This window comes from Roseateles sp. AC306 (assembly GCF_979253795.1).
Genome location: NZ_CEEDEB010000001.1, coordinates 728,996 through 755,349 on the forward strand (window position 1 = coordinate 728,996; position 26,354 = coordinate 755,349).

A 26,354-nucleotide genomic window follows, 5' to 3' on the forward strand; every position below is an offset into this window, starting at 1 on the left:
TCCGTACCATGGTACGGAGTCAAGAGGAATGTGTGATGACCGAGCTGACGATAGGGCGGCTGGCTGCCGCAGCCGGCGTGAACGTCGAGACGATCCGCTACTACCAGCGGCGCGGACTGATGTGCGAACCGGAGAAGCCGACGAACGGCCAGCGGCGATACGCCGTCGACGCCGTCAGGCGTGTTCGCTTCATCAAGCGGGCACAGGTACTCGGGTTCACATTGGAAGAAATCGCCAGCCTGCTTGAGCTCGACGAGGCGCACGCCTGTGCCGAAACCCGCGACCTCGCTGCCCACAAGCTTGAGGTCGTCGAGAGCAAGCTCGCCGACCTGAAAGCCATGCGCAACGCTTTGACGCTGCTCCTGCACGAGTGCGACAGCGGGTCAGCCAAGAACGTCTGTCCGATCATCCAAGCGCTGGCGGCGGACTGAGGACCGTGTCGGCATCTGATGCCCGTCGGGCCACCCGCCTAGACTTCGATGGCAAGACGTCGTGAATACCTTCGAGACGGGGCCATCATGCCGGCACTTGAGCAAGGGGTTTGTATGCAGTCCAAAAAGCACTGGGAACAGGTCTATACAACGAAGGCCACTACCGGCGTCAGTTGGTTCCAGGAACACGCTCGTCAGTCCATCCAACTCATTCGTGAGACAGGCGTCGCAAAGGACGCCGGCGTCATCGACGTCGGCGCAGGCGCCTCGACGCTCGTCGATGATCTCCTCAGCGAGGGATATTTCAACATTTCGGTGCTCGACTTGTCCGAGGCTGCCTTGTCGACTGCCAAGGCGCGCCTGGGCGAAGGCGCACGCGATGTTGCTTGGCTTGTAGGGGACATCACTCAGGCTGAGCTACCGCAGTGCGCCTACGACGTCTGGCATGACCGTGCGGTCTTCCACTTCCTCACGACGCGAGAGGAGCGCGCAGACTATGTCCGTGCCGTGCTGCGTGCGGTCAAGCCCGGAGGGCACGTCATCGTGGCAACGTTCGCCGAGGATGGCCCTGAAAAGTGCAGTGGTCTGCCGGTCATGCGCTACAGCCCCGACGGACTGCACGCGGAGTTCGGAGTTCCGTTTACGCTCCTGAAGCAGGAGCGCGAGGAGCACCACACGCCGTTGGGCACCGTTCAGAAGTTCATCTATTGCCTGTGCCGCAAAGAGCCAAGCTGAGCGCACTGACACCCGCCCATGCCGCATCAAATCGTCTATCCGCCTGTTCGGGTGCGACGGTAGCCCCCAGACATCCTTGAGATTGGACCCGTCGATCATGCCCAAGTGCATCAGGCTCCCTATCGCTGGCGCCCTCTGAAGCTCCAAGCCGTAGGTGATTGCCTTCATCGCCGCCACTGATAAGTTGCTCGATCTGTCGATCGATGCGGGCGGCTATCGGGCGAGACCGCCTGGAGACAATGAGTAGATGGATTTTTTCAAGACCTTCGCACTGTTCGTGGCAACGGCGCTGGCCGAGATCGTTGGCTGCTATCTGCCCTATCTCTGGCTCAAGCAGGGCAAGTCGCCCTGGTTGCTGTTGCCAGCGGCGCTCAGCCTGGCGTTGTTCGCGTGGCTGCTGGCTCAGCACCCCACGGCCGCTGGTCGTGTGTACGCCGCCTACGGCGGCGTCTACATAGGCGTCGCCGTCCTGTGGCTGTGGTTGGTGGACAAGATCGAACCATCCAGAAGCGATTTGGCGGGCGTGGCCATCTGCCTTGTCGGCATGGCCGTCATCATGTTCTGGCCCCAGGGGGGAGCCTAAGCGGTCGCGACGAATGGAACGGGATCCGAAGGCACATCCAGCGGCCGTAGGCTCTTCTGCCACCAGCCCACGTCGCGCCATTCACCGTTCTTGAAGCCGACATTGCGGTACACACCCAGCGCTTCAAACCCTAGGGCCTCATGCAAGCCCACGCTGCCCGCATTGGGCAGCGCAATACCAGCAAACGCCTGGAAGTAGCCCAGCTCCGCCAGCAGCGGCAGCAGACGCTCGTAGAGAGTTCGTCCGACGCCCTGACCGCGTGCATCCTGGCGGACATAGACCGTCGTGTCCACCGACCACTGGTAGGCCGCGCGCTCGCGGTGCTTGCTCGCGTAGGCATAGCCGCAGATGGTGCCTGCCGCATCTTCGGCCACCAGCCAAGGCAGGCTGGCCAGCGTCTTCTCGATGCGGCTGCGCATTTCCTGCGCATCCGGCGGCTCCACCTCAAAGGCGATGTTGGTGTGGGCCACGACGGGGGCATAGATGGCCGCGATGGCGGCAGCGTCCTCGGGCGAGGCGGTACGGATCTTCAAGCGGTCTTCTCCAGCGAGGTCGATACAGATGTGCCGGCCCGCGCCGGCACACGGATGAGCAGCAGTGCCGCCAGCGCGCTGAGCGCCACCCCTGCCGAGAACCACAGCGCAGCGGTGCCGAAATTTGCAAGCAATACGCCGAACAGCCACGGGGCCAGCGCCTGCGCCAGTCGTGCCGGCAACATGAGCAGCCCTTGGCGGTGTCCGTAACCGGCGGTGCCAAAGAGCGCCAACGGCAGCGTGCCCTTGGCGATCGTGAGGATGCCGTTGCCCGCGCCGTGAAGCAGGGCGAACACCGCGGCGACCGGCGCACCCAGCACGGCCAGCAGCGCGGCGCCCAACGGATGCATCAAAGCGGCCACTCGTGCCGAATGCAACGGGTGCAGCCGGCGCAAGAAGCCGAACTCCAGCAGTCGCCCGGCCACCTGCGCCGGCCCAACCAGCGCGCCGATGGCAACCACCGCGCTCGGCGCCGTGCCCACGGCTGCCAGCAGTCCTGGGAGGTGTGCCGCCATGGCGGTGCTCACGAACCAAGTCACGGCGAACACCCAGGCCAGCAGCACGGCGGTGGTCAGCGGCGGTTCGGTGGGCTGTGCTTCAGCGCTGGGCGTCGCGCTGCCCTTGGTGGTCGCCACGGGCTGCTCTGCCCGCGGCAGCCAGGCGTTGAGCGGCAGCCCTATCAACAGGTGCAGCCCGGCCCAGGCCAAGCAGGCGCCACGCCAGCCCCACGCATGTTCAAGCGCCGCGGTCAGCGGCCAGCCGACCGTGCTGGCGAAGCCGGCGATCAGAGTGATGCCGGTGATTGCGCCGCGCGCGTCATGGCCGTACAGCCGCACGAGCGACGCAAATGCAGCCTCGTAGAGCCCGCTGCCCATCGCCAGTCCCATGACGGCCCAAGCCGCGAACAAGCCCACCGGCCCGCCCGCCACGGCCATCAGAACGAGGCCCAGCGCGAACAGCACGCTGGTGACCATCAGCACCGGCCGACCACCCCAGCGGTCGATACGCTGGCCGCTCTGCGGGCCGGTCAGGGCTGACACCACCAGGGCCGCAGAGAACGCCGCAAACACCGTGGGCTGCGATACCCCCAGCTCGGCCGCCATCGGCCGTGCAAGCATCGCCGGCAGGTAGTACGACGATGCCCACGCCAACGTCTGAGCCGTGCCCAGCGTGGCGACAACGCGCGTGCGGCTGGCCAGCATGTTCAGCCGCAGCACCGCGAGGCTTGCGCAGCAACCGGTGCCGCAACCTCGGGCGCGGCCTTCGGACCGCAGCTGCCAGGTCCGCAGCCACGCTTGGGTATGGCAACCGGGACGGCGACGGATGACGCACCCACCGCAGCTTCAGGCGCAGGGCCGCAGCAGCCTGTAGCCGCACCGGCCGGCGTCAGGTTGACCGAGCACACGCCCGTCTCCGGCAGCTCCAGCTCAACGCGGTCCGCCGCCGCCAGGTCGCCAGCAATGGCGGCAACGACGGAGCGCGCCTGCTCGAAGCCGGTGGCCATCAGGAATGTCGGCGCGCGGCCGTAGCTCTTCACACCGACCGTATAGAAGCCGGGTTCCGGGTGGGCCAGCTCTCGATGGCCATGCGGGCGCACGGTGCCGCAGCTGTGCAGGTTGGGGTCGATCAGCGGGCCCAACGCTTCGGTGGACTCCAACCACGTGTCCAGCTTCAAGTGCAGTTCGCTCGTTAGCGACAGGTCGGGGCGCTGGCCGGTGGCGCAGATGATCTCGTCGATGCCATCCACGACGACCGGCTGCTGCTTGACGTCCAGGCCAGTGAGGCGCAGTTGATCGCCAACGCGCTCGATGCGTGTGACGCGCAAGCCGCTGAAAAACTCCAAAGCGCCGCCGTCGCGCAGCCGGCGCAGCGATGCGCCCAATGCGCCGCGTGCCGGCAGCGCGTCGGCATCACCGCCACCGAAGACGCGCTGCAGGGCCGGCGAGCGCACCGCCCAGGCCAAGCGCGTACCGGACGACTGCTTGGCCAGTTCCGCCAGCGACAGCAGCGCGTTCGCGGCTGAGTGGCCAGCGCCGACCACCAGCGTGCGCTTGCCTTCATAGCGGCTGCGCAGTGCGCCGGCCACATCGGGGATGCCGTAGAAGATGCGGTCCTGAACCTCGGCCTCGCCGATCGCCTGCAGACCATTGGCGCCCACCGGGTTGGGCTGGTTCCATGTGCCCGTCGCGTCGATGACGGCGCGGGCGCGCAGCTCCAGCACCTGACCGTCCTGCTCGTAGCGCACGAGGAAGGCGGCTTGATCGCGGCCGGCGCTCTTCACCTTGTCGAAGCCCTCGCGGCTCACTGCCAGCACGCGCGCGCCTAGCTTGATGAACGGGGCCACCTGCGGCAGCGCTGCGAACGGCTGCATCACCCGCTCGGCGACCTCGCCAGCGCGAGGCAACTCGGCGGCCGGCGGCGCGGTCCAGCCCGTGGGCGCCAGCAGCCGAGCCATGGCGTGGTCGACGTCGAACTGCCAGGGGGAGAAGAGCTGCACGTGGCCATAGTCGCGCAGGTTGGCGCCCACCTGGCCGCCGGCCTCCAGTGCGACGAACGGCAGGCCGCGCTCCACGAGCTGGGCCACGGCTGCGAGACCCACAGGACCCGCGCCGAGCACCGCCACGGGCAGACCGGCATCGACAGTCGGCGCCTCGCGCAGCGTCAGCGCCATCAGCGCGGCGCAGTTTGGGCAGGCGCCCTGGAACTCGGCCGAGGCCTTCAGCGCCTGGGGCGCATCCTCGATCTTCATGCGCTTGAAGCCGTACTGCGCGAAGTACTCCGGCGCAGTGACGGTCAGTAGGTACAACGCGGCGATGTCGCGCGAACGGGCCTCCAGCAGGAGCCGCTCGACCAGCAGCCGCCCGATGCCTTGCTTCTGCAGGCCGGGCGCAATGGCGACCGAGCGCAGCAGCGCAACCCGGCCGTAGATCTCGGCGCCGGCGCAGCCGACGATTTCGCCGCTGCTCGTGGCGATCAGGTAAGTGGGCAGATGCGCCTGCGCGCCCTTAGTCGGCAGCTTGTTGGCCTGCAGCAAGGCCTCGACGCCGGGCCAGTCGGACGCGCCGGCTTGACGCAGGGAGATGGAGTTGTTCAGCAGCATGATTTGGAATCCCTGGATGGCTCCTTCAGGGCGTCTGCTTGGGGCGGCAGGCAACACATGGCAGCCGGGTCTTCGCGCAGGGCCTTCAGGAGCGTCAGCAATGAGTTCTCGACGGCGTCGCGCTCGCGGGCGCTGAGGCTCGCCAGCAGTCGCTGGGCGTGGTCGTCGAGGGTTCGGTTCAGCTCACGGACGGTGCGCTCGCCTTCGGCGGTGAGCGTGACGAGCCAGCTCCTTGCGTCGGACGGGTTCGGCTCCTTGGTCACCAAGCCACGGGCTGCCATGGCCTCCACGGCACGCGACACCCAGCTCTTCTCCAGGCTGACCCGCGTGCCCAGCTCGGACAGCGGCAGCGGCCCGGAACGCCCAAGCTCGGTCAGCAGGTGGCACTGGGTGTTGGTCGTACGGCAGCAGTCCGCCACCACGCGCTGGGCACGCGTGTACATGCGGGCGACTTCGCGCAACAGGCTGCCGGAGCTGAATTCGTTCATTTGGATGTGTGTAGCAACTATCTGGGCGCATGTTGATGTTTGCCTTCTTCGTTGTCAATAGCAACTATCTGGACCAGAGAAACGGGGCCTCGGCCCCGTCGGGTGTCAGATGGCGCGCTGGTTCACGCGCTTGGACAGCTCATCAGCACTCTCCTTGCGCTCGCTGTAGCGGTCCACGAGGTACGGACCCAGGTCACGGGTCAGCAACGTGAACTTGAACAGCTCCTCCATCACATCCACGACGCGGTCGTAGAAGGACGAGGGCTTCATTCGACCGTCCTCGGTGAACTCGCCAAAGGCCTTTGCCACCGACGACTGGTTGGGGACGGTCAGCATCCGCATCCACCGGCCCAGCACCCGCATCTGGTTGACCGCGTTGAAGGACTGCGAGCCGCCGGACACCTGCATGACGGCCAGCGTCTTGCCTTGGGTGGGCCGCACCGAGCCGGTGGACAGCGGGATCCAGTCGATTTGCGCTTTCATGATGCCAGTCATGGCGCCGTGGCGTTCGGGCGAGGTCCAGACCATGCCTTCCGACCACGCGGCAAGCTCGCGCAGCTCCTGGACCTTGGGGTGGGTGTCAGGTGCATCGTCGGGAAGCGGCAGGCCGCTGGGGTTGAAGATGCGCACCTCGGCGCCCATGGCCTCCAGCAGGCGGGCGGCCTCGAAGGTCAGCAGCCGGCTGTAGGAGCGCTCACGGAGGGACCCGTACAGCATGAGGATGCGCGGCCGGTGCTGCGACGGGGCCGGCACGGTCAGCCGCTCCTGGGTGGGCACGTCGAACAGGTCAGCGCGCAGCGCGGGGAAAGTGGCGTCTGCGAACAGGGGCTCAGACATGGCGTGCCTCGCCAGCGGCGGTCGAAGCGGCAGCGGCGGCGGCCGGCGCGGATAGCAGTTGATGGACGCCCACCGCCAGGGCGGCACCGAACAGCTCGGCGACGACAAAGCCCGGTGCGCTGGTGGGCGCAATGCCGGCGAAGCTGTCGCTGAACATGCGGCCGAACACGGCGGCCGGGTTGGCGAAAGACGTCGATGCCGTGAACCAGTAGGCCGCACCGATGTAGGCGGCGACCATGGCGGCCACGCGGGAACCGGGTGCGCGCAGGATGACCAGCAGCAGGCCGAAGGTGGCGACGCCCTCGGCGATCCATTGGCCCGTGCCGGTGCGCTGCTTAGTGGAGAACTGCACGATCGTCATGTCGAACATGGCATGCGCGAGCCAAGCGCCCAGCACGGCGCCGATGAGCTGTACCGCGATGTAGGGCGCCAGGGCGGCCACCGGCAATTCGCGGCGCCAGGCCATGACGGCGCTGACGGCGGGGTTGAAATGAGCGCCGCTGATGGGGCCAAACACTTCGATGAGGATGTAGAGGCCGCCCACGGTCGCGAGCGTGTTGGCCAACAGTGCGATGGCGACGTTGCCGTCGGACAGGCGCTCGGCCATGACGCCGGAGCCGATCACCACAGCCAACAGCAGCGCGGTGCCCAGGCCTTCGGCAAGGAGCTTGCGGGACAGATTCATGCTCAGCTCTTATAAATCTCGGCCAGGGCCTGCTGCAGGTCAGCCTTGCTCAGATCCTCCAGCGGCAACTGCAGAAGCTGCAGCATGCGGTAGCCGATGGCCTGGCGCGTCAGTTCGAACGCGCGGCGCTTGCCTTCATCGCCACCTTCGGCGTTGGACGGGTCCGGGTAGCCCCAGTGCACCTTCACAGGCTGGCCGTTGCCACCGAAGAAGACTGGGCATTGCTCAGCAGCGGCGCTGTCGCAGACCGTGATGACGATGGACAGCGGCGGTGCGCCGTCCTGGCTGAACTGGTCCCAGCTCTTGCTGTAGTAGCCGCTGTTGTCCACGCCGGCGTTCTGCAGCGCCTCGACGGCGAACGGGTTGATGCGGCCACTCGGGGCGCTGCCGGCGCTGTGCGCTTGCACGTCCTTGCCGAGCTTCTTGGCCCAGTGGTTGAGCATGCCCTCGCTGAGGACGCTGCGCGCGGAGTTGTGGGTGCAGAGGATGAGAACGTGTGTCGTCATGGAAGGGCTCAGCGGGTGCCGATTTGTCGAATCTCGTGCTGGATGGCCAAAGGCTCCAGCTTGGGGATGGGCAGCGCCAGCAGCAGCTCGATGCGGCGCTTGAGGGTGATGGCCACGTCGCGAAACGCCTGCAGCTTGGCCTGCTCGCTGCCTTGCAAGGCGGCCGGGTCGGGCACGCCCCAGTGCGCGGTCATCGGTTGGCCTGGCCAGACAGGGCACACCTCGCCGGCCGCCGAGTCGCACACCGTGAACACGAAGTCCATGATGGGCGAGCCCGGGCCAGCGAACTCCTCCCAGCTCTTACTGCGGAATCCCTCGGTTGACAGGTGCAGCGCGGCGAGCGTCTGCAGTGCCAGCGGGTTCACGACGCCCGTAGGCTGGCTGCCAGCCGAGTAGGCCTTGAAGCGCCGGTCTGACAGGCTGTTCGTCAGGCCTTCGGCCAGGATGGACCGGGCAGAGTTGCCGGTGCAGACGAAGAGAACGTTGAAGGTGTTGTCGAGCATGGGTACCTTGGGTCAGCAGGCGCAAGATGTCGAGCTGTTCTCCACGGCGCACGCTTCGCCCTGGCAGCAGTTCAGGGTCAGGTAGCCGAGCAACGCGTTCATGCGCTCGTAGTTGGCGCGATAGATCAGGTTGCGGCTGGCGCGTTCTTGCGTGACGAGGCCAGCGTTGACGAGTTCCTTCAGGTGAAAGGAAAGCGTCGCTGGCGGCGTGCCCAGGGCTTCGTGGATCGCGCCCGGGGTCAGGCCCGCGTCGCCCACCACCACAAGGGCGCGGAACACCTGCAGCCGCAGAGGTTGGGCAAGAGCCGCCAGGCCCTTGATGACTTCGTTATCTTCCATTATTCCATTTTGGTGGAATATTGAAATATGTGCAAGCGCGATACGGGTTTTTGTGGCGGCGTGGCGGTTGGGCGCCGTATGTGCCGACGTGCTTCAACAGTTGCCGAGGCACCATACTGACCGCCCGCCTCACTTCGCCGTAATAGCCATGCCCTTGCAAGAGCCACCTCCACTGCGCGACGACGTTGCCGCGGTCCTTGCAGGCGCTCAGCAGCTTGTGACTTGGATCGCCGAACGCCACGACGGGCTCGAGATCAAGACCGACAATGCCTCCAGGGTTCCTGGCGTCCTGCTGGACCTCTGTCTTGAACATCACGTCGGCATCGTCCGGCTGGTGACAAGCCAGATCAACGGCTCGGCATTCGCCCTGATTCGAAGCCAGTTCGAAGCGCTGGTCCGCGGGCTTTGGCTGCATCTGTGCGCCAGCGCTGACGAGCTTCAGGCGTTTATGGAGACGGATCGTCTCCCGTTGAAATTTGGCCAGATGCTCGAAAAGATCGAGGAGCATGCTGACTTTGGAGACAAGGTCCTGTCCGGCTACAAGGTCGAAGGGTGGAAGGCCATGAATGGGTACACCCATGGCGGAATGCATCAGATCGCGCGTCGGGTGAAGGCTGGAAGCATCGAGCCGAACTACGCGCCGGAGGAGATCATCGAGGCTCTGAAAGCTTCGGGCCTTTTCGCCCTGTTGGCGCTCTTGCAAATTGGGCGCCTCGCCAACAGCGAGAAAGTGGTCGCCGAAGTGGGCGAGCGGCTCAGTGGCGGTAGCCAACGGTTTGCGGCATGAACACCGGCGCGTGCAGCCAACGCCCGGTGCACAGAGACGCGATGCTCCGTTGAGGCAGCTACGCCGGCGGCAACACCTTGATCTGCGCACCGCGAGCGATCTCAGCCACCACTGAATGGAAGTTGCCGGTTCCGGGCTCGACCAGGCGATCGGCCCACTCGTAGCGAAGTCGTGAGAGCGCTGGACCGAAGACGGCCATGCAATCCATGCCGAACTGCTGGGCGGACTTGTAGATGATCCCCTCGAAACCACCGTCCCTCGCGCTCGCAGCCAGTTCCTGCGTGAGGTTGAAGCGCAGTGACTGCAGCACGGGCCACGACTGCGCATGAGCCCGCAGGTCGAGCAGCCGGATCTGGCGCCGGACCGTCAGGCACAAGAGTTCCCGCTGGGCCAGCTGCGCGAAGTCCATCGTCTCGAACTCGCGGCGCGCGAGGCATTCGTAGCCGGCGGTCTCGGGCCGCTCTGCGAAGTAGCCGACCAATTCGTCCGGTAGATCAAATCGGCCGCTCAGCGTGCCAGGCGGTGCCAGCCGGATTCGACCAGCCTTCTTGTCGCCGCGCCGCGGGGCGAAGCGTTGGACCCTGTACAGGGCCAAGGAGGGCGGCAGCACGTAGGCTGGCGCGTACTCAAGGTCTGTGAGTTTCATTGAGGGCTCAGGTGCCCTCCGCTCCAGCCAACTCCAGCACCCGTGCCAACTTTCCCTGTTCGATGGCCTGGCGGGGCGTGCGCCCGTTCAAGCCGCCCAACGGGCTCTCGAGGAAGCCCAGCAGGGCCCAGCCATCCGTCGTCACCAGTGCGACGCTGAGCTTCGGGATTGCGTCCCAGAGCGCAGGCTCGAATTGCCAGCGCGGCAGCCGGAAGCCGCGGCGCGTTTGGGTCAAGCCGATGGCTCGTCCCTTGGCAATCCATGCGTTGATCGTGACTCGGGTCGTGCCGGCCAATTTGGCTGCCTCGTCGGTGTTCACCATGTCTTCAGCACTCAGGCGCTCCGTTCGGAACGCCAGGCTGCCCGAGAGGAGCGCCTTGGTTGCTGCTGCTGACACATAGGGAGACTGTCTTGCTGTCGGCGACCCCGTGCGGGGCCGCGTCGCGGAGGTAGTGGTTGCGGTCTGCTTCATGATTTCGCCCTGAAGGGGTCATGGAAGATTTCGGCCATCGACCTTGTCCGCGCCGAAGAAGCCGTTGGCTCTCAATTTGGGGAACCGGATGCGTGCCTGCGCCGCCAGCTTGCGCCAGACGTCCCGCGCCAACGCCCAGATCAAGAGCGCCGACTTGCTGGCGACCTTGGCGGCCTGACTGAGGTGGAAGACCAGCAGATGACGGACAACGCGGCGCTCTTCAACGGCGTGCCACGTCGCGTCGAGCGCCTCCATGACGGGGTTGAGCCGAAGCTGCTTGGCCTGACCGCCAATCCAAAACTCAATGTCCCGCCGGACTTCCTGGCGGAAGGACGTTCTGGCCACGCGCCTTGCCACATCGTCCAACTCGACTCCGTCCAGGCTGAAGATGTGGCGCTGGCGCTTTACCTGCTGGAGCGCTCGGGCTGCCAAGCCGCGCGCCCGCCGGCCGTCGCCATGGCGGCTCTCACCACGCAGCAGGAGCAGCACGTCGTCAAGACGGGCGTCGTGCTCGGCAAAGCAATGGCGGAGACTGATGTCCATGACTGGCAGTCTAGGTTATTTCGGTTATCTCGTAAAGTTCGCAAGCCAAATTGGACGAGCGGTCACCGCCTACAGGCATTGGTAGTGGCGACGTTGATCGGCCGCAGCTACGGTGGCGCTCAAGGCGCATGCAACGCCCAGCACGCCGCCACCTGGGCGCCAACGAATGATTGACACCTTGCTAACTCACCTTATCGGGTGTAGTCCTTTGAGGTGCGCGATGAGCCAATGCGGGCCGGAAACGACCCGCGATGAGTCCCAAGGCAACAGCACCCAAATTCGCCCAGGCGCTGCGCGCCGTGAGGATCGAGCGTGGCCTGTCGCAGGAAGATTTTTACGAGGTGTCCGGCCGCACCTACGTCAGTCGGCTCGAGAACGACGGCGCCGATCCCACCTTGGCCAAGACGGTCCAGCTGGCGCAAGTCCTGGACGTTCACCCGTTGACCCTGCTGACGCTGACGTTCTGCAACAAGGGCACGCCGGCCGAGGTCGAGCGGTTGCTGTCAGGCGTCCGCGACGAAATCGCCTCGTTCGACAAGCTGCGGTTGGACATGCGCCAGCGGCGTCCCCGCTCGGTAGCGTGACACCGGCGCGCAGGTCCCGTGCAGCCTACGCGGCGTTTCTGGAAGCGCTCATTCAGCTTCGTGAGCAAGCCGGCCTCAGTCACCAAGCGCTGGCCGGCAGACTCGGTGTGCCGGCAGCCAACGTAGCTGCGGGTGAGGCCGGCCAGCGTCGCGTTGACGTCCTTGAGCTTCAGCGATGGGCGTTCGCCTGTGGGTCATCCCTCACCGAGTTCATGGGCAGGCTGGACGAGTGCGTCGGCCGCAGACCCGACCGGCTGCACTGACCATCGGCGTTTTCCAGCGGCTCACTTCGACCGCACCACCCTCAGCATCTGACTCAGCACATGACGTGCACGGTTGCCCTTCGGGTGCACGATCCGCAGCCGCGGTCCACCCAGGCGAAGGAGCTCGTCGTCCAACTTGGACGTGAAATCAGCGAACTTCTCGTTCAACGCATCCAGCCAGTCGCGCAACTCGATGACATCGAGCCGCCTCTCGCCGCGTTCGACGTTGCTCACCGTGGCCTGGCTGTGGCCGAGCAGGTCCGCCAGGTCAGTCTGGCGCAGGCCGCGGGACTCGCGCAGCTCCCGGAGCATCTTCAGGAAGATCTTGTTGTGTCGGGTGTGCAGGGTCTTGGCCATGGGGACGCTTTTGAGCGGCGACACCGTATTCGAAGTTCAACCGTATTCGGAAACTGAATCTGACCACGACGTCCGAACAATGCGCGCCAGCTCAACCCTTCCACCGACGGATGGCACCATCCGTCGCTGCTTCCTGCATGTTTGTCTCCCACCCCGAGTACCAGTTTCCGATGCCGCCGGCCCTGGATCGCCCCGGCTCACAGCACTGGCGAATGGTCGAGCTGACGCTCCATGCCCCTTGGTTCTTGCTGTCCGTGGAGATCGCCGACGCAGACGAACCCGAGTGCAGCATGACCCGCACCTTGTGCATCGCCTGGGATATCGACCTGGCAGAGCTGTTGCGATCGCTGGATGCCCAGCAGGTCAAGGGCATCATCTGCATGATGCCGGCCTGGCAATCACCGTCGGGTCAGTGGTCCTCGCGGGAGGTTCGAGAGGTCTGGCTGCATCGCTCCGTCAGTGGTCAGCACGTCGCCCTGTACGACGTTTCGGGGGAGCCGTTTGATTGTGGGCTCATCCCCGAGCACGTTGAACCTGTTCAAAGGGAGTTGCTTCTGAAGGTGGGCGTCGCCAACGCGAGCCCACCGGTTCCCAGGGCTCGACGTTCGCGTCCGGCTAGCCGCGCCCGTAACCCGGAGGCCTGACGATGCCCTCAGAAAGCCGTAGCCTCGGACTCATTCTCGTCAACGAGCGTGACGTGCCACCGGTCGAGGAACAGCCGGACATGAAGGTGCATTCCTGGCGGCTGGTGAGACTGCCTTGTGGAGATCGGCACCTCGTCACCCTGAGAAACGGCGGGATCGCCCGCGTGACGTCGGCCGTCGAATCCGTCGACCTTGCGAGCGGGACCGTCACCACGACGTCCGGCCGCCTGTACAAGCTCCTTGCGCCACCAGAAGCTGGCCAACCGGAGAGGGACGTGCTGAACGCTGCTGCCGCGCAGATCCTCGGGCGCACTGACGCCCTCGTTGTCAGCGACGCCACGAGGGAAGAAATGAACAGACGAGTCGCTACTTGAACACTCAATAGCTTCTTCAAGGAGTTGAGGACTTGGAACCGCTCGACATACGCCTGCTGGGCCGGCCCTGGAGCGCCGACGAGATGCACCGCCACCACGACTTGCCCGGCCGGCTGGAGATGGTCGGCGGCAAGCTGTGTCTTGACGACACCCAGCGGCTGCTTCTGCTGGGCGCGCTGCTCGAGCACGTTGGCGCCCGCCGCGCGGTGTCGCTGGGGTTTTTGCAAGTCTGGGAGGCCGCGGTCGCCGAGCGTAGGGAGGAGGTGGATTGGGACGCCATGCCCGCCGTGGGTGCCGAGCAGTTCTGGCGTCCTGCGGCCCAGCGCCTGTCCTTCAGCGAACGACTCGAGCTCAAGGCCGACGTCAGGAAGTTGCGCGAGGCCTGCGGACTGCGCCGCTCGTCATGCGCCCGCACTGCCAAAATTCGCCGCAACAGGCCCAAGCCGGCCATCTCCAGCGAGATCCATACCTTCTTGGTAGCTCAGCGCTCGCTGATGCGCCGGCTGGAGGCGTTCGCTGCCACCCCTGCTTATGCGCAGTTGCTCAATGCGTCCAAGACGCTCGGCGCCCACGACACTGAGGCATGGCTGGCAGACTGGCTCATCCAGCCTGCCGTCACGCTGGGCTGCACGCCGCTGGACCTCGTCGACCAGCCCGCCGGCATCGCGTTGCTGAGCGACCACCTGACGAGGGTCGCGTACGGCACCTACTAGAGCATCGGGAAATGCCTAGGCGCGCGCCACCAGGCATCGATGCCGGCGGTCCTACACTCGGCCACCCCTAGAACAAGGTCAGGCTTCAGGCATCGCACCTGATGCCGGCGACGGGCATGCCAGGCAGGGAGGAAAAGCCGGCAGAGTCTGAACGCCCGACCGCTGCGCCTTTTCATCGCATGCATCTCGCCAAGCGCAACATACCGCTTTACCTACGGAACAAGCGGGCCAACAAGGATGCCCGCTGGCTGCGTCGCCGCGCCAAGACCCTCGTCCGCGCACTGCAGTCTGACTTGGCGTTGAGTGCAGCCTTCGGCCGACGTTCCGTGATTGTGCGGATGGTCGCTGGCATGGCACCGCAGCCCGCCAAGCCCACGAAGATCAAGCGTCGCGTCGGCTTCCGCTTGCCGCCGGGCTTCTCGGTCATGGAGTCGCCCGAACAGGCGCTGGGCAGCCTGTCTCATCTCGCGCGGGCCATGGCGTACGAGGGGCTGAACGACGTCTACATCGATTTCAGCCGGTTGACCCAGTACGACCTGGGCGCCAACGCGCTGTTGGATGTCCTCGTCGACGAACTGGACACGCAGGCTCGGCGCAGCAAGCGGGTGATCCGGTGGCGCGGCAACTTTCCCAGCGACCCGGCCCATGTCCGCTTCGTCCGGGCGCTCGGCGTCATCAAACGGCTGAAGGTGGAGCACGAGTACCTCTCCAAGGTCGACGGCGACCGGCTGCTGCTGTTCGATGAGCGCTGCAAGCACTACGTGCGGGCAATGCGCCCGCGGGAGGCCGACCGCAAGACGAAGGTCACGGTGAGGTTCTCCGACCACATCAACAAGTGCCTCAAGACCATCGGCCGCACCATGACGCCGGCGGCGCGCGGGCGGCTGTGCAACTACGTCGGCGAGATCCTGGACAACGTCGAGGAGCACTCGGGCATGTTCGACTGGTCCATCCAGGGGTACTTGGATACCCAGCTCGCCACCCCCATGTGTGAGATCACGATCTTCAATTTCGGGGCGAGCATTGCTGAAACGTTCGAACGGTTGCCTGACGGCCACTGGACGCGCGACCAGATTCAGACCTACATGGACCTGCACACCAAAAAGCGGCTCTTCGGGAAGACCTGGCGCAAGGAAGACCTGTACACCCTGCTGTCGCTGCAGGGTGGGGTCAGCACCAAGAACGTGTCCGCCGACAGCACACGGGGCAACGGTTCAGGGGATCTGATCGAGTTTTTCCAGCGCGTACATTCGGAATGTTCGAACGGCGACTCGGCCCAGGCCCGCATGATCATCCTGTCCGGGTCGACCTACATCGCCTTCGACGGCAAGTACAAGATGATCACGAGCGACACCGGTTTGAGGACGATTGCCTTCAACGACAAGAACGATCTTCGAGAGCGGCCCGATCCTACATATGTCCGTCAGCTTGCCGGGGTATCCTTCCCTGGTACGCTCATCAGCGTGAAGTTCCCCCTCTCGACTGCAAAGAGCACACAGGCCACTAGCGCGGGAGACGCAACATGACAACCGCAAACTTGATCGACTTCGGCCGCATAGAAGGCCCGGTCTACACCGGACGGGACCGTGGCGCGTCACTGCGCCGCGACCTTGACCTGGATACCTTGGACTCCAACGGTTCGCCCGTGGAGGTCCGGATCCCGACGTCCACGTACACCATCAGCAGCTCGTTCTTTCTCGGCCTGTTCGGCCCGAGCGTCGTTCGTGCTGGTACCAAGGAAGCCTTCTACCGCCGGTTCCATTTCGATTCTCCCGAGTTCCTGCGGGAGGTGATGGACGGGTACGTGCTGCGCGCGCTTCAGAGCCGTAACCTTTTCAGCTGAGGCGCCGTCTTGACGACAGCTGCGGCGCCAGCCGCGCAGTCCGCCACAGCCGCAGCGCCCAACCCAGGGCTTCAATCCGCAACGAGCCCCGCGCCGCCAGCTCCAGGTGCGGTCGCCGCAGCGCCGGCACCGCCACCCACTCCCACACCGCCAGCCCAACTCGTTCTGCCGGACGGCTGCTCGACCGTTGGCAGTGGTGTCCAGCAGGTGGTCATCTGTCAGCCGGCCCGTGAGAGCGCCTGGGACAAGATGCTGCCGACGGTTCCGGCGTTGTCGGTCAGTGTGCTTGCTTTGGCTGTGTCGCTGGGTACTCTGTTTTACAACCGCAAGAAGGACGGCCGGGCCCGACGTCAGTCGATCGTCGACGACTTTTGGCTGCGCAAGGTCGTGGCGCCGGTGTCCATCGAGCCTTTCCTGAAGTCCACAACCGCGCTGTGCGCGACGCTGCCGGACAGCAAGTGGGCCGCCAACGCCGTGCAGAGCTTTTGGACGGATCAGATGGAAGAGAGCGGGAAGCTCTCGGTCGCTTTCATGGCCTTCAACCTCATCGACCAGCCGTTGCGCGCGTCGATCACCGGGATGTTGGAAGAGATCGACGACGTGCTGGCCGAGTACTGCGGCGCGCTTCAGCACTCGGTGACGAACCAGGGCAATCCTCCACCACCCGACAGGAACCAGGCGATCGAGGCCATTCAAGCTGTCTGCATGAAGGTCTACAGCGCCGTCAAGACGCACCAGGAAAACGTCGGCTAAGCGTTGGCGGGTAGCGAGCGAATCCTGCGGACTGGCACCTTTTTAAAGTCCCATCGATTCTGACCGGCCTCTTCGCTGCCGCGATGGCCGCCGGACTCCCCATGCCGTTCGCCCCGTCTTCTCAACATTGAGATTTTCAGGGTTTCGTGCGTGCAAAGCGTCCACGTACCGGGCTCGAGCCCCAGCAGAATAGATAACTTCCAATTATCTAATGTGCCTTCGAGTCGTTCTGTTCGCCGTTGACTCACATATCGTGTTACGTAATACTTGCGTTACGTACCACATACGTAATTGGTGGCAGACATGGCAAGATCAGGCATCACGAAGCGCGAAGTGCAGGCGGCGAGACTGGCGTTGTTGAAGGCCGGGCACCACCCGTCCATTGATGCCATCCGCATTCACCTCGGTAACACCGGCTCAAAAAGCACCATCTCGCGCCTGGTCAAGGAAATCGAGGACGAAGAAGGTGGCGGGGGTAGTCAGGCACCACAGACCTCCGTCAGCGAGCAGCTGCAGGCATTGGTGAACAACCTGGCGGCGCGTCTGGAGCTCGAATCGCAAGAGCGCTTCGACGTGCTGAAGGAAGGGCACGCTGCAGAGGTGAAGCGCCTCACCGAGGCGCGTGACAAAGCGCTGGCCGAGTCACAAGCCTCACTGCGCCAAGCTGAAGCCCGACAAGTTGAGGCGGCTGAAGCCAAGACGGCGCGCCTGCGCATCCAGGGCGAGCTGGATGCCCTTCGCCTTGAGCACGCTCAGACGACGGGACAGTTGACGACGCAGGTGGCCGCGCTCCAGGAACAGCTTGCAGCCGCCAAGGCCCATGCCGCGGAACTCGGCAAGCAACACGAGCACGCCCACCAGGCGCTCGAACACTTCCGGGCGGCATCGAAGGAGCAGCGGGATCGCGAAGCACGTCAGCATGAGCAGCAGTTGCAGTACCTGCAGCGAGAGGTGGCGACGGCGACTGAAGCACTGGCCAGCAAACAGGGCGAACTTCGGACGGCGCTGCAGGAAAAGGTAGACGCCTTGGCGCTGCTGACCGCCGCGCGTGCTGAGCGCAGGCAGCTCGATGAGCAGCTCCGTGACCTGAAGACGGCCGGTGAGCGCCTGGCGGTCCAGAACCAGCTCGTCGAAGACCTGCGCGCCCAAGCCCTTCAGGCCGTGCAGCAGTACGAAACCCTCCAATCAAGGGCCGAGGCGCTGGAGCGCCGAAACGGCGAACTTGAGCGGTTGCTGGCGGCCGCGGAGGCAGCCGCCCAGACGCAAGCCGACGTCGTGAAGGGCGTGCTGGAACGCATCGGGCAGCCGCCGACGAACAAGTCCAAAGACAAGGCAGCGTCGACCGGCTGACACCCCATGGCTGGTGACCTTAACCCCATGTTTTGCACGCAAAACGACGCGGGCAGTTTTTGGCGAATCTCGTAAGTTGTTGATTTAATTGGACTGCGCGCCGCCTTAACCCCAGTTTTTGCACCGAAAACGACGCGGGCTATTTACCGAGCGGTCCTCGCACATCGTGATGTCCGTGGTCCGAAGCGATCCACGCGGCGTTATCGTCGCCACGGCGTCATTCCGACGACCCTCCGGGGGACTCACTTGGTCATGGGAGTTAGGACATGAGGACCAACGCCGAAGCTCAGTTCTGGCGCCAGATTCAAGACGTCGATACCGAACAGCCCGACGACTTCTTCTACAGGGTCGATTCGTTGATGGGAGTACGCACCATCCGGCGAGACACGCTGCTGCGGCCCAGACGCTGGGACACCGGCGACCGGCATCCGCACGTTGAGCTGCTCGCCGCGGATGAGCGACGCGCTGCCCACCAAGCCATCTTCCGTCTGTCGTTCTGGCGCACCTTCAAGGACGGCGTTCAGGACTGGCGCACTCGGGCATCACAGCATCCGATGGTCTTCATGAGGGTTCCTCGCGGCATCGTTCATCGGTCCCTTGAGGGATGGACCTTTGCCGACGACGATCACTTGCCCGGCCGAGCCGAGCTGATTTGGAAGGTGGGCGGCGTCGAAGAGGACAGCAGCGACTTCCATGTCGGCGGGGTGCTGCTGGAGCACGTGGAAGTCTTCGACGCGATCACCGGACGGTGGGAGCCGTGGCATGCGAGCGCAGCGACGGTCGCCGACTCCGCAAGACTGACTGCCTCGGGGTGGTCGTCGATCGCAATCGACACGCGCCAGGGCGGCGCAGGCATGGCGTATTGGCAGGTGGTGCCGGAGTTCGCTCATCGTCCGGCGGCCTGTCGGTATTGGTGCCTCATCACGCTTGACGAGAACATGCCCGGCACGCTCGGTGGCGAAAACGCGGCCCTGACACGCGTCATGTGGCATTTGCTGCCGGGACCGCTGCGGGAGCTGGCCCACTGCCTAGCTGGCGTGCTGACCGTGACGCCGACGCGCGATCGAGTCTGGACGGAACAGCTCGACATTTCCTGGGTCCAGGACAAGGCGCCTTGGCCAGCGTTACTCCGCAGAGCTCCTGAACCCAGGCTCTTCCTTGAGCGCCGCATCCAGCTGAGCCAGGAGGACGTGGCGAGGCTCATCAGGGAAGCGGGGCTAATCTCCGCCAGACCGGAGTACAAGCGGACTATTTGGAGGGAGCCGAGCTGACAGCTGCGGTTCGGCGCCTCTGGCGCTTGCTCGCAAACCCATTGCTGAGGTCCGGCAAGGCGTCGCCGGTCACGGCGGCCACCTTGAGAAGGAGGCAGTGTTTTGCGCGGGCTTACCCTAGGTTCTTAATCCCAGTTCCTGCACCGAAACCGAGATCACCCCTCCTCAGCAAACCCATGGACCTTCAAGCACTGGCCGAAGAATTGCACCGGGTGCTGCCGGGGCGGCCGATCTCCGTGGAGCTTTGAAGCCTCTGGGCTTAGCGACTATTCGCGTGGACGGAAGGTGAGGATGATGACCGACGGCACGCGGCCGTCGGTATCGCGCGGCAGCGTCTCGGCCTTTTCGACAGCGCGAACCACCGCGCGGTCCCATTCCTCGTCACCGCTCGCCTTGGCCAGGGTTGCGCCCTGGATGCGGCCGTCAGGCCAAAGCGTCACCTTCACCTCCGCCGTCGGGTTGGCCGCGCCGTCCGAATAGATGATCAGGGGCCGGATCTTGCCCTTGACTTTGCCCACCCACCCGGCCGACGGCGCGGCGCTCTGGGCCGCAGTGCCCGTGGAGCCCGGCGTGCCGCCGGCCATGCCCTGGATACGGCGCAGGTTCTCCTGGCGCTGCGACTCGCGGCGGGCGTCGGCGTCTTTGGCTTCCTTCGCCTCCTTGGCGTCCTTGGCCGTCTTGTCCTTCTTGCGGTCCTGCTCTTCCTGTTTCGCCTTGTCCTTGGCCGCCTTGTCCTTCGCGTCTTTCTCCTTGGCTGCCTTCTCGCGCTCCAGCTTGGCGGCGTCTTCGCGGGCCTTGTCTTCCTTGCGCTTCCTGTCCTTGGCGATGGCGATCTCGGCGTCGCGCTGCTCGGCCGCGGCCTCTTCGGCGGCGCGCTGCTGGGCGCGGGTGTCGGGTTGCGGCTTGGGCGCTTCCGGCTCCGGTTCGACCGGGGCCTCTTCGCGTGGCGCGGCCACGGTTGGCACGGACGACCACAGCTCCGCCTCGAAGGACGGTGACGAGTCGCTGCGCCAGTTCAGGCCGGAGCTGAGGGCGAGGATCAGCAGGCCGTGGGCGATCAGCGCAAAGGTCAGGCCGCGGCCAATGCCGGCGGCCTCGGGGGGGCGCAGGGTCGCAGCAGACATGGGCTCAGTTGCTCGAAGCGCCGCTCTTCACGGCCAGGCCGACGCGCTGGATGCCGGCGCGCTGCAGGGTGTCCATGACCTGCACGACGGCTTCGTACTTGACGTTCTTGTCGGCGGAGATGACGACAGGGCTGTTCGCGTCCTTGCCCTGCGCCTTCTTCACGCGCTCGGCCAACCGGTTGGCGGGAATGGATTCCGGCTCAAGCTGGTCGACCTTGATCTTCAGCTTCTCGTCGGTGCCGACGATGATCTGGATGACGTGCTCGGGCTGCTGGCGGCTTTTTCCCACGCTGGGCAGGTCGACCATGCCCGTCGTGATCAGGGGCGCGCTGACCATGAAGATGATGAGCAGCACCAGCATCACGTCGATGAACGGAACCATGTTGATCTCGTTCATCGTGCGGCGCCGGCGGCCGCCACGGGTGGAGATGGACGCCATCAGGTTTGCGTCGAGTTGCGTTGCAGGATGTTGGAGAACTCTTCGATGAAGGTCTCCAGCGTGATCGCGGCGCGGTCGATCTGGCGGGCGAACCGGTTGTAGGCCAGCACGGCAGGGATGGCCGCGAACAGGCCGATGGCCGTTGCGACCAGCGCTTCGGCGATGCCGGGCGCCACCGTGGCCAGCGTCACCTGGGTCAGGTTGGACAGGCCGACGAAGGCATGCATGATCCCCCAGATCGTGCCGAACAGGCCGACATAGGGCGACACCGAGCCGACCGAGGCGAGGAAGGAGAGGTTGTGCTCCATCGCATCGAGCTCGCGGTGAAAGCTGGCGCGCATGGCACGGCGGGCCGCATCAAGCAGGGCGCTGGCGTCGGTGACGCGCTTCTCGCGCAGCTTCATGAACTCACGCATGCCGGAGGCGAAGATGCGCTCCAGCGGCGCTCCGTCGGTGCGGTTGCCCACGGCCTGGTAGAGCTCGTTGAGGTTCTTGCCGCTCCAGAATTCCGCCTCGAAGGCGTCGTTGCGGCGCTTGATCTGGCCCAGGCCGATGAGCTTGCCGAAGATGACGCTCCAGCTCGCGAGCGACACGAGCAGCAGGCCCGCGATGACGAGCTGCACGGCAAAGCTCGCATGCAGGATCAGGGAGACGATGGAGAGGTCTTGGTTCATGCGGTGATCGCGGCCACGACGGAGTCGGGCAGGCGTTGGGGTTTCAGGTCGTCGGCGCGCACGCAGCCGATGCGGATCTCGCCTTCGGCCAACAACGTGTCGCCCCGCAGTGCGCGTTGACGCACAGTGAGGCTGGCGCGGCCGGCGGGTTCAGGTTCGACGGTGATGGTGAGCAGGTCGTCGAGCCTGGCCGGCGCTGCGTAGCGCAGGCTGGTGGCAGCGACGACGAAGATCAGGCCGGTGTCCTGGCGCAGCTGGTGTTGCTCCACGCCGGCTGCGCGCAGCCACTCGGTGCGGGCGCGCTCGAAAAACTTCAGGTAGTTGGCGTAAAAGACGATGCCACCGGCGTCGGTGTCTTCCCAATAGACGCGGATGGGGAACCGAAAGCTCACACCAGCACCTCGCGCAGGCGACGCATGGCTTCCTGCAGGTCTTCCATGGACGACGCGAAGGACAGACGCATCCAGCGCCGCGGGTCGGTGGCACCGAAGTCTCGACCGGGCGTCAGCGCGACCTGGGCGCTGTGCAGCAGCTCGTGGGCGAAGGCCCAGCTGTCGGCGTGGTGCCGGCTGATGTCCATCCAGGCATAGAAGGCGCCGTCGGGAGCGACCGGCACGGCCAGGCCGAGGTCGTTGAGTGCCGACACGACGTAGTCACGGCGCTCGCGCAGCACACTGCGGCGGCGTTCGAACTCTGCGATGGATTCGGGCTCGAAGGCCGAGAGTGCCGCCATCTGCGCCAGCGTGGACGGGCAGATGTAGAGGTTCTGCGCCAAGCGCTCGATGGCGGGCACGAGGTCCGGCGGCAGCACCAGCCAGCCCAGCCGCCAGCCGGTCATGCCGAAGTATTTGGAGAAGCTGTTGACGGAGACGACATCGTCGCCGAGCGCCAAGGCGCTGTGGCTGAAGTGCTCGTCGTAGCTCAGTGGCAGGTAGATCTCGTCGACAACCGTGACGCCACCCTGGCTGCGCACGAAGCCGGCGATGTCGGCCAGCACCTCGGGCGCGATGGATGTTCCCGTCGGATTGCTTGGCGAAGCCAGCAGCACGCCGCGCGTGGCCGGCGTCCATGCCTCGCGGACCTGGCTGGCGCCGAGCTGGAAGCGCTCCGCCGCGCCAGTGGGCAGCAGACGCGGCGTGGCGTCCGCCGCCGTCACGAAATGGCGATTGCAGGGGTAGCAGGGGTCGGGCATCAACACCTCGTCGCCACGCTCGAAGAGGGCGAGGCAGGCGAGCTGCAGGCCGGCGGAGGCCCCGGCCGTGATGGCGATGCGTTCGGGCGCGATGCTCAGGCCGAAGCGCTGTTCGTACCAGTGTGAGATGGCTTCGCGCAGCGCGGGCAGTCCAAGGGCATCGGTGTAGGGCGTGGGGCCCTGAGCGATTCGCGTGACGGCCTCGCGCACCGCTGGCGCGGCGCCGAAGTCGGGCTCGCCCACGTTCAGGCGGATCATCCGCCGGCCACCGACGGCCGGGTCGCACAGCGGGCCGGCCGCGATCTGCGCCGCAGCCTTGGCCAGCTCCATCACATAGAAGGGCTCGATGCGGTCGAGCCGGGCGGCCAGCTTCATCAACTTTTCATCAGCGCTTGGCGGCGACCTCGGTGGGTCGCAGGTCGCCGGCCGCACGGTCCAGCACGCCGTTGACGTATTTGTGGCCGTCCGTACCGCCGAAGGACTTGGCCAGTTCGACGGCCTCATTGATGGCGACCCGGTAAGGAATGTCGACGCAATGCTTGAGCTCGTAGGCGCCGATCATCAGGATGCCGTGCTCGATGGGAGACAACTCCGTCGTCTTGCGGTCGACGTGTCGGGACAGGATGGCGTCCAGGTCTGCGGCCTCGCTGACGCAGCCGTTGAGCAGCGCGTCGTAGTGCTTCAGGTCCAGCTTGGCGTAGCCGTCCTGCTCACGGCCCAGGGCGACGATGGCGCCGATGTCCTCGCCGGTCAGCAGCCACTGGTAGAGGCCTTGCAGCGCGGCCTCGCGGGAGCGGCGGCGGGCGGACTTGGCAGGTGCCTTCTTGCCCGCGGCGGGTTTGCCAGTCTGGGTGGCCGTCTTGGTGGCGGTCTTTTGGGGTGCGTTCACGCGATCTCTTTCAGCAGATTGGCCATCTCGACGGCGACACGGGCGGCGTCGCGGCCCTTGGGTTCGGCACGGGCCCAGGCCTGGGCTTCGTTCTCGACGGTCAGGATCGCGTTGGCGATCGGGATGCCGTGGTCCAGGCCGACGCGGGTGACGGCGGCGCCGCTCTCGTTGGCGACCAGCTCGAAGTGGTAGGTCTCGCCGCGGATGATGCAGCCCAGCGCGATGAGAGCGTCGTAGTCGTTGGTCTCCGCCAGTGCCTGCAGGGCCAGCGGCACTTCGAGTGCGCCGGGCACGGTCACGTGGCGGACAGCCTCGGCCGGCACGCCCAGCACCGACAACTCGGCCAGGCAGGCACTGGCCAGCGATGAGGTGACGGCATCGTTGAAGCGCGCCTGGACGATGGCGATCACCAGCTCGCTGCCATCGAGAGCGCCTTCGAAACCGGGCAGGCCTTGGGTGGAGTCTTGCATCGCGTGTCTCTCGTCTCTGGTTTCAGCAGGAAGGGGCGGCGATGAAGCCGGTGACCTCGAGCCCGTAGCCGACCATGCTCGGCATGCGACGCGGGCTGCCGAGCAGCTTCATGTGGTGCACGCCCAGCGCCTTCAGGATCTGGGCGCCGACGCCGTAGGTGCGCAGGTCCATCGCGCTCTTGACGGGTGCCACGGCCTTTTCGGCTGTTGCGCGGGCCAGCACGCCGGCGGCGTCTTCACCGCAGTTCAGCAGCACGACGACGCCGGCGGGGCTGGCATGCACGGCAGCGAGCGCCGCAGGCAGGCCCCAGGAATGGCCGCAGGATCCGGCTTCTAGCAGGTCCATGACCGACAGCGGTTCATGCACGCGCACCAGGACTTCGTCCGCAGCCTGCCAGGAACCGCGGCTCAAAGCGAGGTGGGTGCCGCCGGTGCGGTCGGTGAAGACCTGACAGTCGAACTCGCCCTGGGCTGTGTTCAGCCGCCGCTCGGCGACTCGGGTGACCAGGCTTTCGTGGCGGCTTCGGTATTCGATGAGGTCGGCGATGGTGCCGATCTTGAGGCCATGCTCGGCGGCAAAGATCTCGAGGTCGGGCAGGCGCGCCATGCTGCCGTCGTCCTTCATGATTTCGCAGATGACCGAGGTGGCCGACAGCCCGGCCATGCGCGCCAGGTCGCAGCCCGCTTCGGTATGGCCGGCGCGCATCAGCACGCCGCCATCCTGAGCCTGCAGCGGGAAGATGTGGCCGGGCTGGACGAGGTCACTGGCCTTGGCGTCTGCCGCAACGGCGGCCTGCACGGTGCGGGCGCGGTCGGCGGCCGAGATGCCGGTCGTCACGCCGGTGGCGGCCTCGATGGAGATGGTGAACGCGGTGCCGTGCTGCGTGCCGTTGCGGCGAGTCATCGGCGGCAGCTGCAGGCGCTCGCAATGCTCTCGCGGCAGCGTCAGGCAGATCAGGCCGCGGCCATGCTTGGCCATGAAGTTGATGGCTTCGGGCGTGACGAGGTCGGCCGCCAGCACGAGATCACCCTCGTTCTCGCGGTCTTCCTCGTCGACCAGGATGACCATGCGGCCGGCGGCCAGCTCGGCCACCAGCTCGGGAATGGGGGAGATGGGCATAGCCGTCGATTGTAGGTGTCGACCCTAGCGGCTTGCGCCGCGCGGATATCTAGATTGAACGCAGGCGAAGCCGCAGATCCTGGCCGATCGGTGTGGCTTCGATCAAGCGCCAGTGCTGGGCGTCGGCCAACTGGGCCAAGGGCGACAGTGCCGCGAGAGGGCGGCCTTCGCCGATCAGCATCGGCGCCTGGTAGATCAGCAGTTCATCGACAAGGCCGGCGTCAAGGAAGGCGCCGGACAAAGTCGGGCCGGCTTCGACGTGCAGTTCGTTGATGCCCTGGTCGCCGAGCTCATGCAGCAGCGCCGGCAGATCGGCGCGGTGGGCACCGATGACGCGGGCTTCACCCGGCGGCTGCATGATGCGGGCGCCGGCCGGCATGCGCCCTTGTGGGTCCAGCACGAGGCGCAGCGGCTGGCGGGCTGTGGGCACAAGACGCACGTCCATGCGCGGATCGTCGGCCAGCACGGTGCCGATGCCGGTCAGCACGGCGCCAGCGCGGCGGCGCCAGGCGTGGCCGTCGGCGCGTGCGGCCTCGCCGGTGATCCACTGACTGCGCCCATCGGCCAGGGCGGTGCGGCCGTCCAGCGAGACGGCCGACTTCAGCCTCAGGAAAGGCCGACCGCGTTGCATGCGCGAGAAGAAGCCGATGTTGAGTTCCCGTGCAGCGTCGGCAAACGCCTCGTCGGCCAGTTCGACCTCGATGCCGGCCGCACGCAGCCGCGCCAGGCCCTGGCCGGCAACCAGTGGGTTCGGGTCCTGGACCGCGACGACGACGCGGGCGATGCCGGCACCGATCAGGGCATCGCAGCAGGGCGGCGTGCGGCCGTGGTGGGAGCAGGGTTCCAGCGTGACGATCGCCGTTGTGCCGCGTACGTCATGCCCACGCGCTGCTGCATCGCGCAGCGCCATGACCTCGGCATGCGCCTGACCGGCGGCTTGCGTATGGCCGGCACCCAGTTCACGGCCGTCTGCCGCCAGGATGACGCAACCAACCCGAGGGTTGGGGTCGCTCAGGCCTATGGCCTGGGCGGCCAGTGCGAGAGCGCGTTGCAGCGCGGCGGACGTATGGGAAGCGGGCATCTGCCCAGTCTAGCCAGCGATCACG

Annotated in this window: 36 protein-coding genes; 14 read left to right on the forward strand and 22 right to left on the reverse strand. The window is 65.8% G+C overall.

Annotation, left to right across the window (positions count from 1 at the left end):
- Positions 1–35 precede the first annotated feature (35 nt).
- The 3 genes from merR to AC0IZJ_RS03005 all read left to right on the forward strand — a co-directional run bounded on the left by merR (position 36) and on the right by AC0IZJ_RS03005 (position 1,749).
- On the forward strand, positions 36–431 hold the full coding sequence (merR, locus tag AC0IZJ_RS02995) for an Hg(II)-responsive transcriptional regulator (RefSeq protein WP_471846499.1): 396 nt from the start codon (positions 36–38) through the stop codon (positions 429–431).
- Between the two features lie 114 nt (positions 432–545).
- The gene (locus AC0IZJ_RS03000; RefSeq protein WP_471847133.1) at positions 546–1,166 is read left to right on the forward strand and encodes a class I SAM-dependent methyltransferase; all 621 of its coding nucleotides are present in this window, start codon (positions 546–548) and stop codon (positions 1,164–1,166) included.
- 247 nt (positions 1,167–1,413) lie between these two features.
- Complete coding sequence (locus AC0IZJ_RS03005; RefSeq protein WP_471846501.1) at positions 1,414–1,749, forward strand: YnfA family protein; 336 nt, start codon at positions 1,414–1,416, stop codon at positions 1,747–1,749.
- Here AC0IZJ_RS03005 and AC0IZJ_RS03010 read toward each other — a convergent pair.
- From AC0IZJ_RS03010 to AC0IZJ_RS03050, 9 genes are all read right to left on the reverse strand, one after another.
- Positions 1,746–2,282, reverse strand: a complete 537-nt coding sequence (locus tag AC0IZJ_RS03010; RefSeq protein WP_471846503.1) for an arsinothricin resistance N-acetyltransferase ArsN1 family B — start codon at positions 2,280–2,282, stop codon at positions 1,746–1,748. The genes AC0IZJ_RS03005 and AC0IZJ_RS03010 overlap by 4 nt on opposite strands.
- Entirely contained in the window at positions 2,279–3,484 is a 1,206-nt protein-coding gene (locus tag AC0IZJ_RS03015) for an MFS transporter (RefSeq protein ID WP_471847135.1), read from the reverse strand. The genes AC0IZJ_RS03010 and AC0IZJ_RS03015 overlap by 4 nt, the downstream gene beginning before the upstream one ends.
- Before the next feature lie 2 nt (positions 3,485–3,486).
- Complete coding sequence (arsN2, locus tag AC0IZJ_RS03020) at positions 3,487–5,382, reverse strand: arsenic resistance N-acetyltransferase ArsN2 (RefSeq protein WP_471846505.1); 1,896 nt, start codon at positions 5,380–5,382, stop codon at positions 3,487–3,489.
- The gene (locus AC0IZJ_RS03025; RefSeq protein WP_471846507.1) at positions 5,373–5,870 is read right to left on the reverse strand and encodes a MarR family winged helix-turn-helix transcriptional regulator; all 498 of its coding nucleotides are present in this window, start codon (positions 5,868–5,870) and stop codon (positions 5,373–5,375) included. Before AC0IZJ_RS03025 ends, arsN2 begins: the two co-directional genes overlap by 10 nt.
- A gap of 105 nt (positions 5,871–5,975) precedes the next feature.
- The gene (gene arsH, locus AC0IZJ_RS03030; protein ID WP_471846509.1) at positions 5,976–6,707 is read right to left on the reverse strand and encodes an arsenical resistance protein ArsH; all 732 of its coding nucleotides are present in this window, start codon (positions 6,705–6,707) and stop codon (positions 5,976–5,978) included.
- Positions 6,700–7,392 (reverse strand): aquaporin, encoded by a 693-nt coding sequence (locus AC0IZJ_RS03035; RefSeq protein WP_471846511.1) that lies wholly within the window; start codon positions 7,390–7,392, stop codon positions 6,700–6,702. Before AC0IZJ_RS03035 ends, arsH begins: the two co-directional genes overlap by 8 nt.
- Positions 7,393–7,394: 2 nt before the next feature.
- Complete coding sequence (locus tag AC0IZJ_RS03040; RefSeq protein ID WP_471846513.1) at positions 7,395–7,898, reverse strand: arsenate reductase ArsC; 504 nt, start codon at positions 7,896–7,898, stop codon at positions 7,395–7,397.
- Positions 7,899–7,906: 8 nt separating this feature from the next.
- A complete protein-coding gene (locus AC0IZJ_RS03045) occupies positions 7,907–8,401 on the reverse strand; it encodes an arsenate reductase ArsC (protein WP_471846515.1) in 495 nt (164 codons plus the stop codon).
- Between the two features lie 12 nt (positions 8,402–8,413).
- Positions 8,414–8,740 carry an ArsR/SmtB family transcription factor gene (locus AC0IZJ_RS03050; RefSeq protein WP_471846517.1) on the reverse strand — a complete coding sequence of 109 codons (327 nt, stop codon included), beginning with the start codon at positions 8,738–8,740 and terminating at the stop codon, positions 8,414–8,416.
- A gap of 148 nt (positions 8,741–8,888) precedes the next feature.
- Here AC0IZJ_RS03050 and AC0IZJ_RS03055 point away from each other — a divergent pair, with 148 nt between their 5' ends.
- Positions 8,889–9,527: a DUF6988 family protein gene (locus tag AC0IZJ_RS03055; RefSeq protein WP_471846519.1), complete on the forward strand. Its 639-nt coding sequence runs from the start codon at positions 8,889–8,891 to the stop codon at positions 9,525–9,527.
- 58 nt (positions 9,528–9,585) lie between these two features.
- On the opposite strand, the gene AC0IZJ_RS03060 is transcribed toward AC0IZJ_RS03055, so the two are convergent.
- The 3 genes from AC0IZJ_RS03060 to AC0IZJ_RS03070 all read right to left on the reverse strand — a co-directional run bounded on the left by AC0IZJ_RS03060 (position 9,586) and on the right by AC0IZJ_RS03070 (position 11,188).
- A complete protein-coding gene (locus AC0IZJ_RS03060; protein ID WP_471846521.1) occupies positions 9,586–10,173 on the reverse strand; it encodes an RES family NAD+ phosphorylase in 588 nt (195 codons plus the stop codon).
- A 7-nt stretch (positions 10,174–10,180) separates the two neighbouring features.
- Positions 10,181–10,495: a MerR family transcriptional regulator gene (locus tag AC0IZJ_RS03065; protein WP_471846523.1), complete on the reverse strand. Its 315-nt coding sequence runs from the start codon at positions 10,493–10,495 to the stop codon at positions 10,181–10,183.
- Positions 10,496–10,663: 168 nt separating this feature from the next.
- The gene (locus AC0IZJ_RS03070) at positions 10,664–11,188 is read right to left on the reverse strand and encodes a hypothetical protein (protein WP_471846525.1); all 525 of its coding nucleotides are present in this window, start codon (positions 11,186–11,188) and stop codon (positions 10,664–10,666) included.
- Between the two features lie 299 nt (positions 11,189–11,487).
- Here AC0IZJ_RS03070 and AC0IZJ_RS03075 point away from each other — a divergent pair, with 299 nt between their 5' ends.
- Complete coding sequence (locus AC0IZJ_RS03075) at positions 11,488–11,772, forward strand: helix-turn-helix domain-containing protein (protein ID WP_471846527.1); 285 nt, start codon at positions 11,488–11,490, stop codon at positions 11,770–11,772.
- Positions 11,769–12,035, forward strand: a complete 267-nt coding sequence (locus AC0IZJ_RS03080; protein ID WP_165917575.1) for a helix-turn-helix domain-containing protein — start codon at positions 11,769–11,771, stop codon at positions 12,033–12,035. Before AC0IZJ_RS03075 ends, AC0IZJ_RS03080 begins: the two co-directional genes overlap by 4 nt.
- A 21-nt stretch (positions 12,036–12,056) precedes the next feature.
- Here AC0IZJ_RS03080 and AC0IZJ_RS03085 read toward each other — a convergent pair whose 3' ends face one another.
- The gene (locus tag AC0IZJ_RS03085) at positions 12,057–12,392 is read right to left on the reverse strand and encodes a helix-turn-helix domain-containing protein (protein ID WP_132572720.1); all 336 of its coding nucleotides are present in this window, start codon (positions 12,390–12,392) and stop codon (positions 12,057–12,059) included.
- 137 nt (positions 12,393–12,529) lie between these two features.
- Here AC0IZJ_RS03085 and AC0IZJ_RS03090 point away from each other — a divergent pair, with 137 nt between their 5' ends.
- The 8 genes from AC0IZJ_RS03090 (at position 12,530) to AC0IZJ_RS03125 (ending at position 19,340) form a co-directional block, all read left to right on the forward strand.
- Positions 12,530–13,036: a hypothetical protein gene (locus tag AC0IZJ_RS03090; RefSeq protein ID WP_471846529.1), complete on the forward strand. Its 507-nt coding sequence runs from the start codon at positions 12,530–12,532 to the stop codon at positions 13,034–13,036.
- A 2-nt stretch (positions 13,037–13,038) separates the two neighbouring features.
- Positions 13,039–13,410, forward strand: coding sequence for a hypothetical protein (locus AC0IZJ_RS03095; protein ID WP_471846531.1), 372 nt, complete (start codon positions 13,039–13,041; stop codon positions 13,408–13,410).
- Between the two features lie 32 nt (positions 13,411–13,442).
- Positions 13,443–14,123 (forward strand): antitoxin Xre/MbcA/ParS toxin-binding domain-containing protein, encoded by a 681-nt coding sequence (locus AC0IZJ_RS03100; RefSeq protein WP_471846533.1) that lies wholly within the window; start codon positions 13,443–13,445, stop codon positions 14,121–14,123.
- A 101-nt stretch (positions 14,124–14,224) separates the two neighbouring features.
- Positions 14,225–15,649 (forward strand): hypothetical protein, encoded by a 1,425-nt coding sequence (locus AC0IZJ_RS03105; protein WP_471846535.1) that lies wholly within the window; start codon positions 14,225–14,227, stop codon positions 15,647–15,649.
- Entirely contained in the window at positions 15,646–15,966 is a 321-nt protein-coding gene (locus AC0IZJ_RS03110) for a hypothetical protein (RefSeq protein ID WP_132572705.1), read from the forward strand. Before AC0IZJ_RS03105 ends, AC0IZJ_RS03110 begins: the two co-directional genes overlap by 4 nt.
- Before the next feature lie 249 nt (positions 15,967–16,215).
- The gene (locus AC0IZJ_RS03115) at positions 16,216–16,719 is read left to right on the forward strand and encodes a hypothetical protein (RefSeq protein WP_471846537.1); all 504 of its coding nucleotides are present in this window, start codon (positions 16,216–16,218) and stop codon (positions 16,717–16,719) included.
- A 303-nt stretch (positions 16,720–17,022) separates the two neighbouring features.
- The gene (locus tag AC0IZJ_RS03120) at positions 17,023–18,069 is read left to right on the forward strand and encodes a DNA-binding protein (RefSeq protein WP_471846538.1); all 1,047 of its coding nucleotides are present in this window, start codon (positions 17,023–17,025) and stop codon (positions 18,067–18,069) included.
- Between the two features lie 266 nt (positions 18,070–18,335).
- On the forward strand, positions 18,336–19,340 hold the full coding sequence (locus AC0IZJ_RS03125) for a hypothetical protein (RefSeq protein ID WP_471846539.1): 1,005 nt from the start codon (positions 18,336–18,338) through the stop codon (positions 19,338–19,340).
- A 266-nt stretch (positions 19,341–19,606) separates the two neighbouring features.
- Here AC0IZJ_RS03125 and tolA read toward each other — a convergent pair whose 3' ends face one another.
- From tolA to ribD, 9 genes are read right to left on the reverse strand one after another with little or no spacing between them, the layout of a single operon-like run.
- Complete coding sequence (gene tolA, locus AC0IZJ_RS03130; protein ID WP_471846541.1) at positions 19,607–20,464, reverse strand: cell envelope integrity protein TolA; 858 nt, start codon at positions 20,462–20,464, stop codon at positions 19,607–19,609.
- A 4-nt stretch (positions 20,465–20,468) separates the two neighbouring features.
- Entirely contained in the window at positions 20,469–20,903 is a 435-nt protein-coding gene (tolR, locus tag AC0IZJ_RS03135) for a protein TolR (RefSeq protein WP_471846543.1), read from the reverse strand.
- On the reverse strand, positions 20,903–21,577 hold the full coding sequence (gene tolQ, locus AC0IZJ_RS03140; protein ID WP_471846545.1) for a protein TolQ: 675 nt from the start codon (positions 21,575–21,577) through the stop codon (positions 20,903–20,905). Before tolQ ends, tolR begins: the two co-directional genes overlap by 1 nt.
- Positions 21,574–21,969, reverse strand: coding sequence for a tol-pal system-associated acyl-CoA thioesterase (gene ybgC, locus AC0IZJ_RS03145; protein ID WP_471846547.1), 396 nt, complete (start codon positions 21,967–21,969; stop codon positions 21,574–21,576). Before ybgC ends, tolQ begins: the two co-directional genes overlap by 4 nt.
- On the reverse strand, positions 21,966–23,144 hold the full coding sequence (locus tag AC0IZJ_RS03150) for a pyridoxal phosphate-dependent aminotransferase (RefSeq protein ID WP_471846549.1): 1,179 nt from the start codon (positions 23,142–23,144) through the stop codon (positions 21,966–21,968). Before AC0IZJ_RS03150 ends, ybgC begins: the two co-directional genes overlap by 4 nt.
- Positions 23,145–23,154: 10 nt before the next feature.
- Entirely contained in the window at positions 23,155–23,658 is a 504-nt protein-coding gene (gene nusB / locus AC0IZJ_RS03155; protein WP_471846551.1) for a transcription antitermination factor NusB, read from the reverse strand.
- Complete coding sequence (gene ribH / locus AC0IZJ_RS03160) at positions 23,655–24,128, reverse strand: 6,7-dimethyl-8-ribityllumazine synthase (protein ID WP_471846553.1); 474 nt, start codon at positions 24,126–24,128, stop codon at positions 23,655–23,657. Before ribH ends, nusB begins: the two co-directional genes overlap by 4 nt.
- 22 nt (positions 24,129–24,150) lie before the next feature.
- Positions 24,151–25,248 carry a bifunctional 3,4-dihydroxy-2-butanone-4-phosphate synthase/GTP cyclohydrolase II gene (ribBA, locus tag AC0IZJ_RS03165; RefSeq protein WP_471846555.1) on the reverse strand — a complete coding sequence of 366 codons (1,098 nt, stop codon included), beginning with the start codon at positions 25,246–25,248 and terminating at the stop codon, positions 24,151–24,153.
- Positions 25,249–25,297: 49 nt separating this feature from the next.
- Positions 25,298–26,329, reverse strand: coding sequence for a bifunctional diaminohydroxyphosphoribosylaminopyrimidine deaminase/5-amino-6-(5-phosphoribosylamino)uracil reductase RibD (ribD, locus tag AC0IZJ_RS03170; protein WP_471846557.1), 1,032 nt, complete (start codon positions 26,327–26,329; stop codon positions 25,298–25,300).
- Between the last annotated feature and the right edge of the window lie 25 nt (positions 26,330–26,354).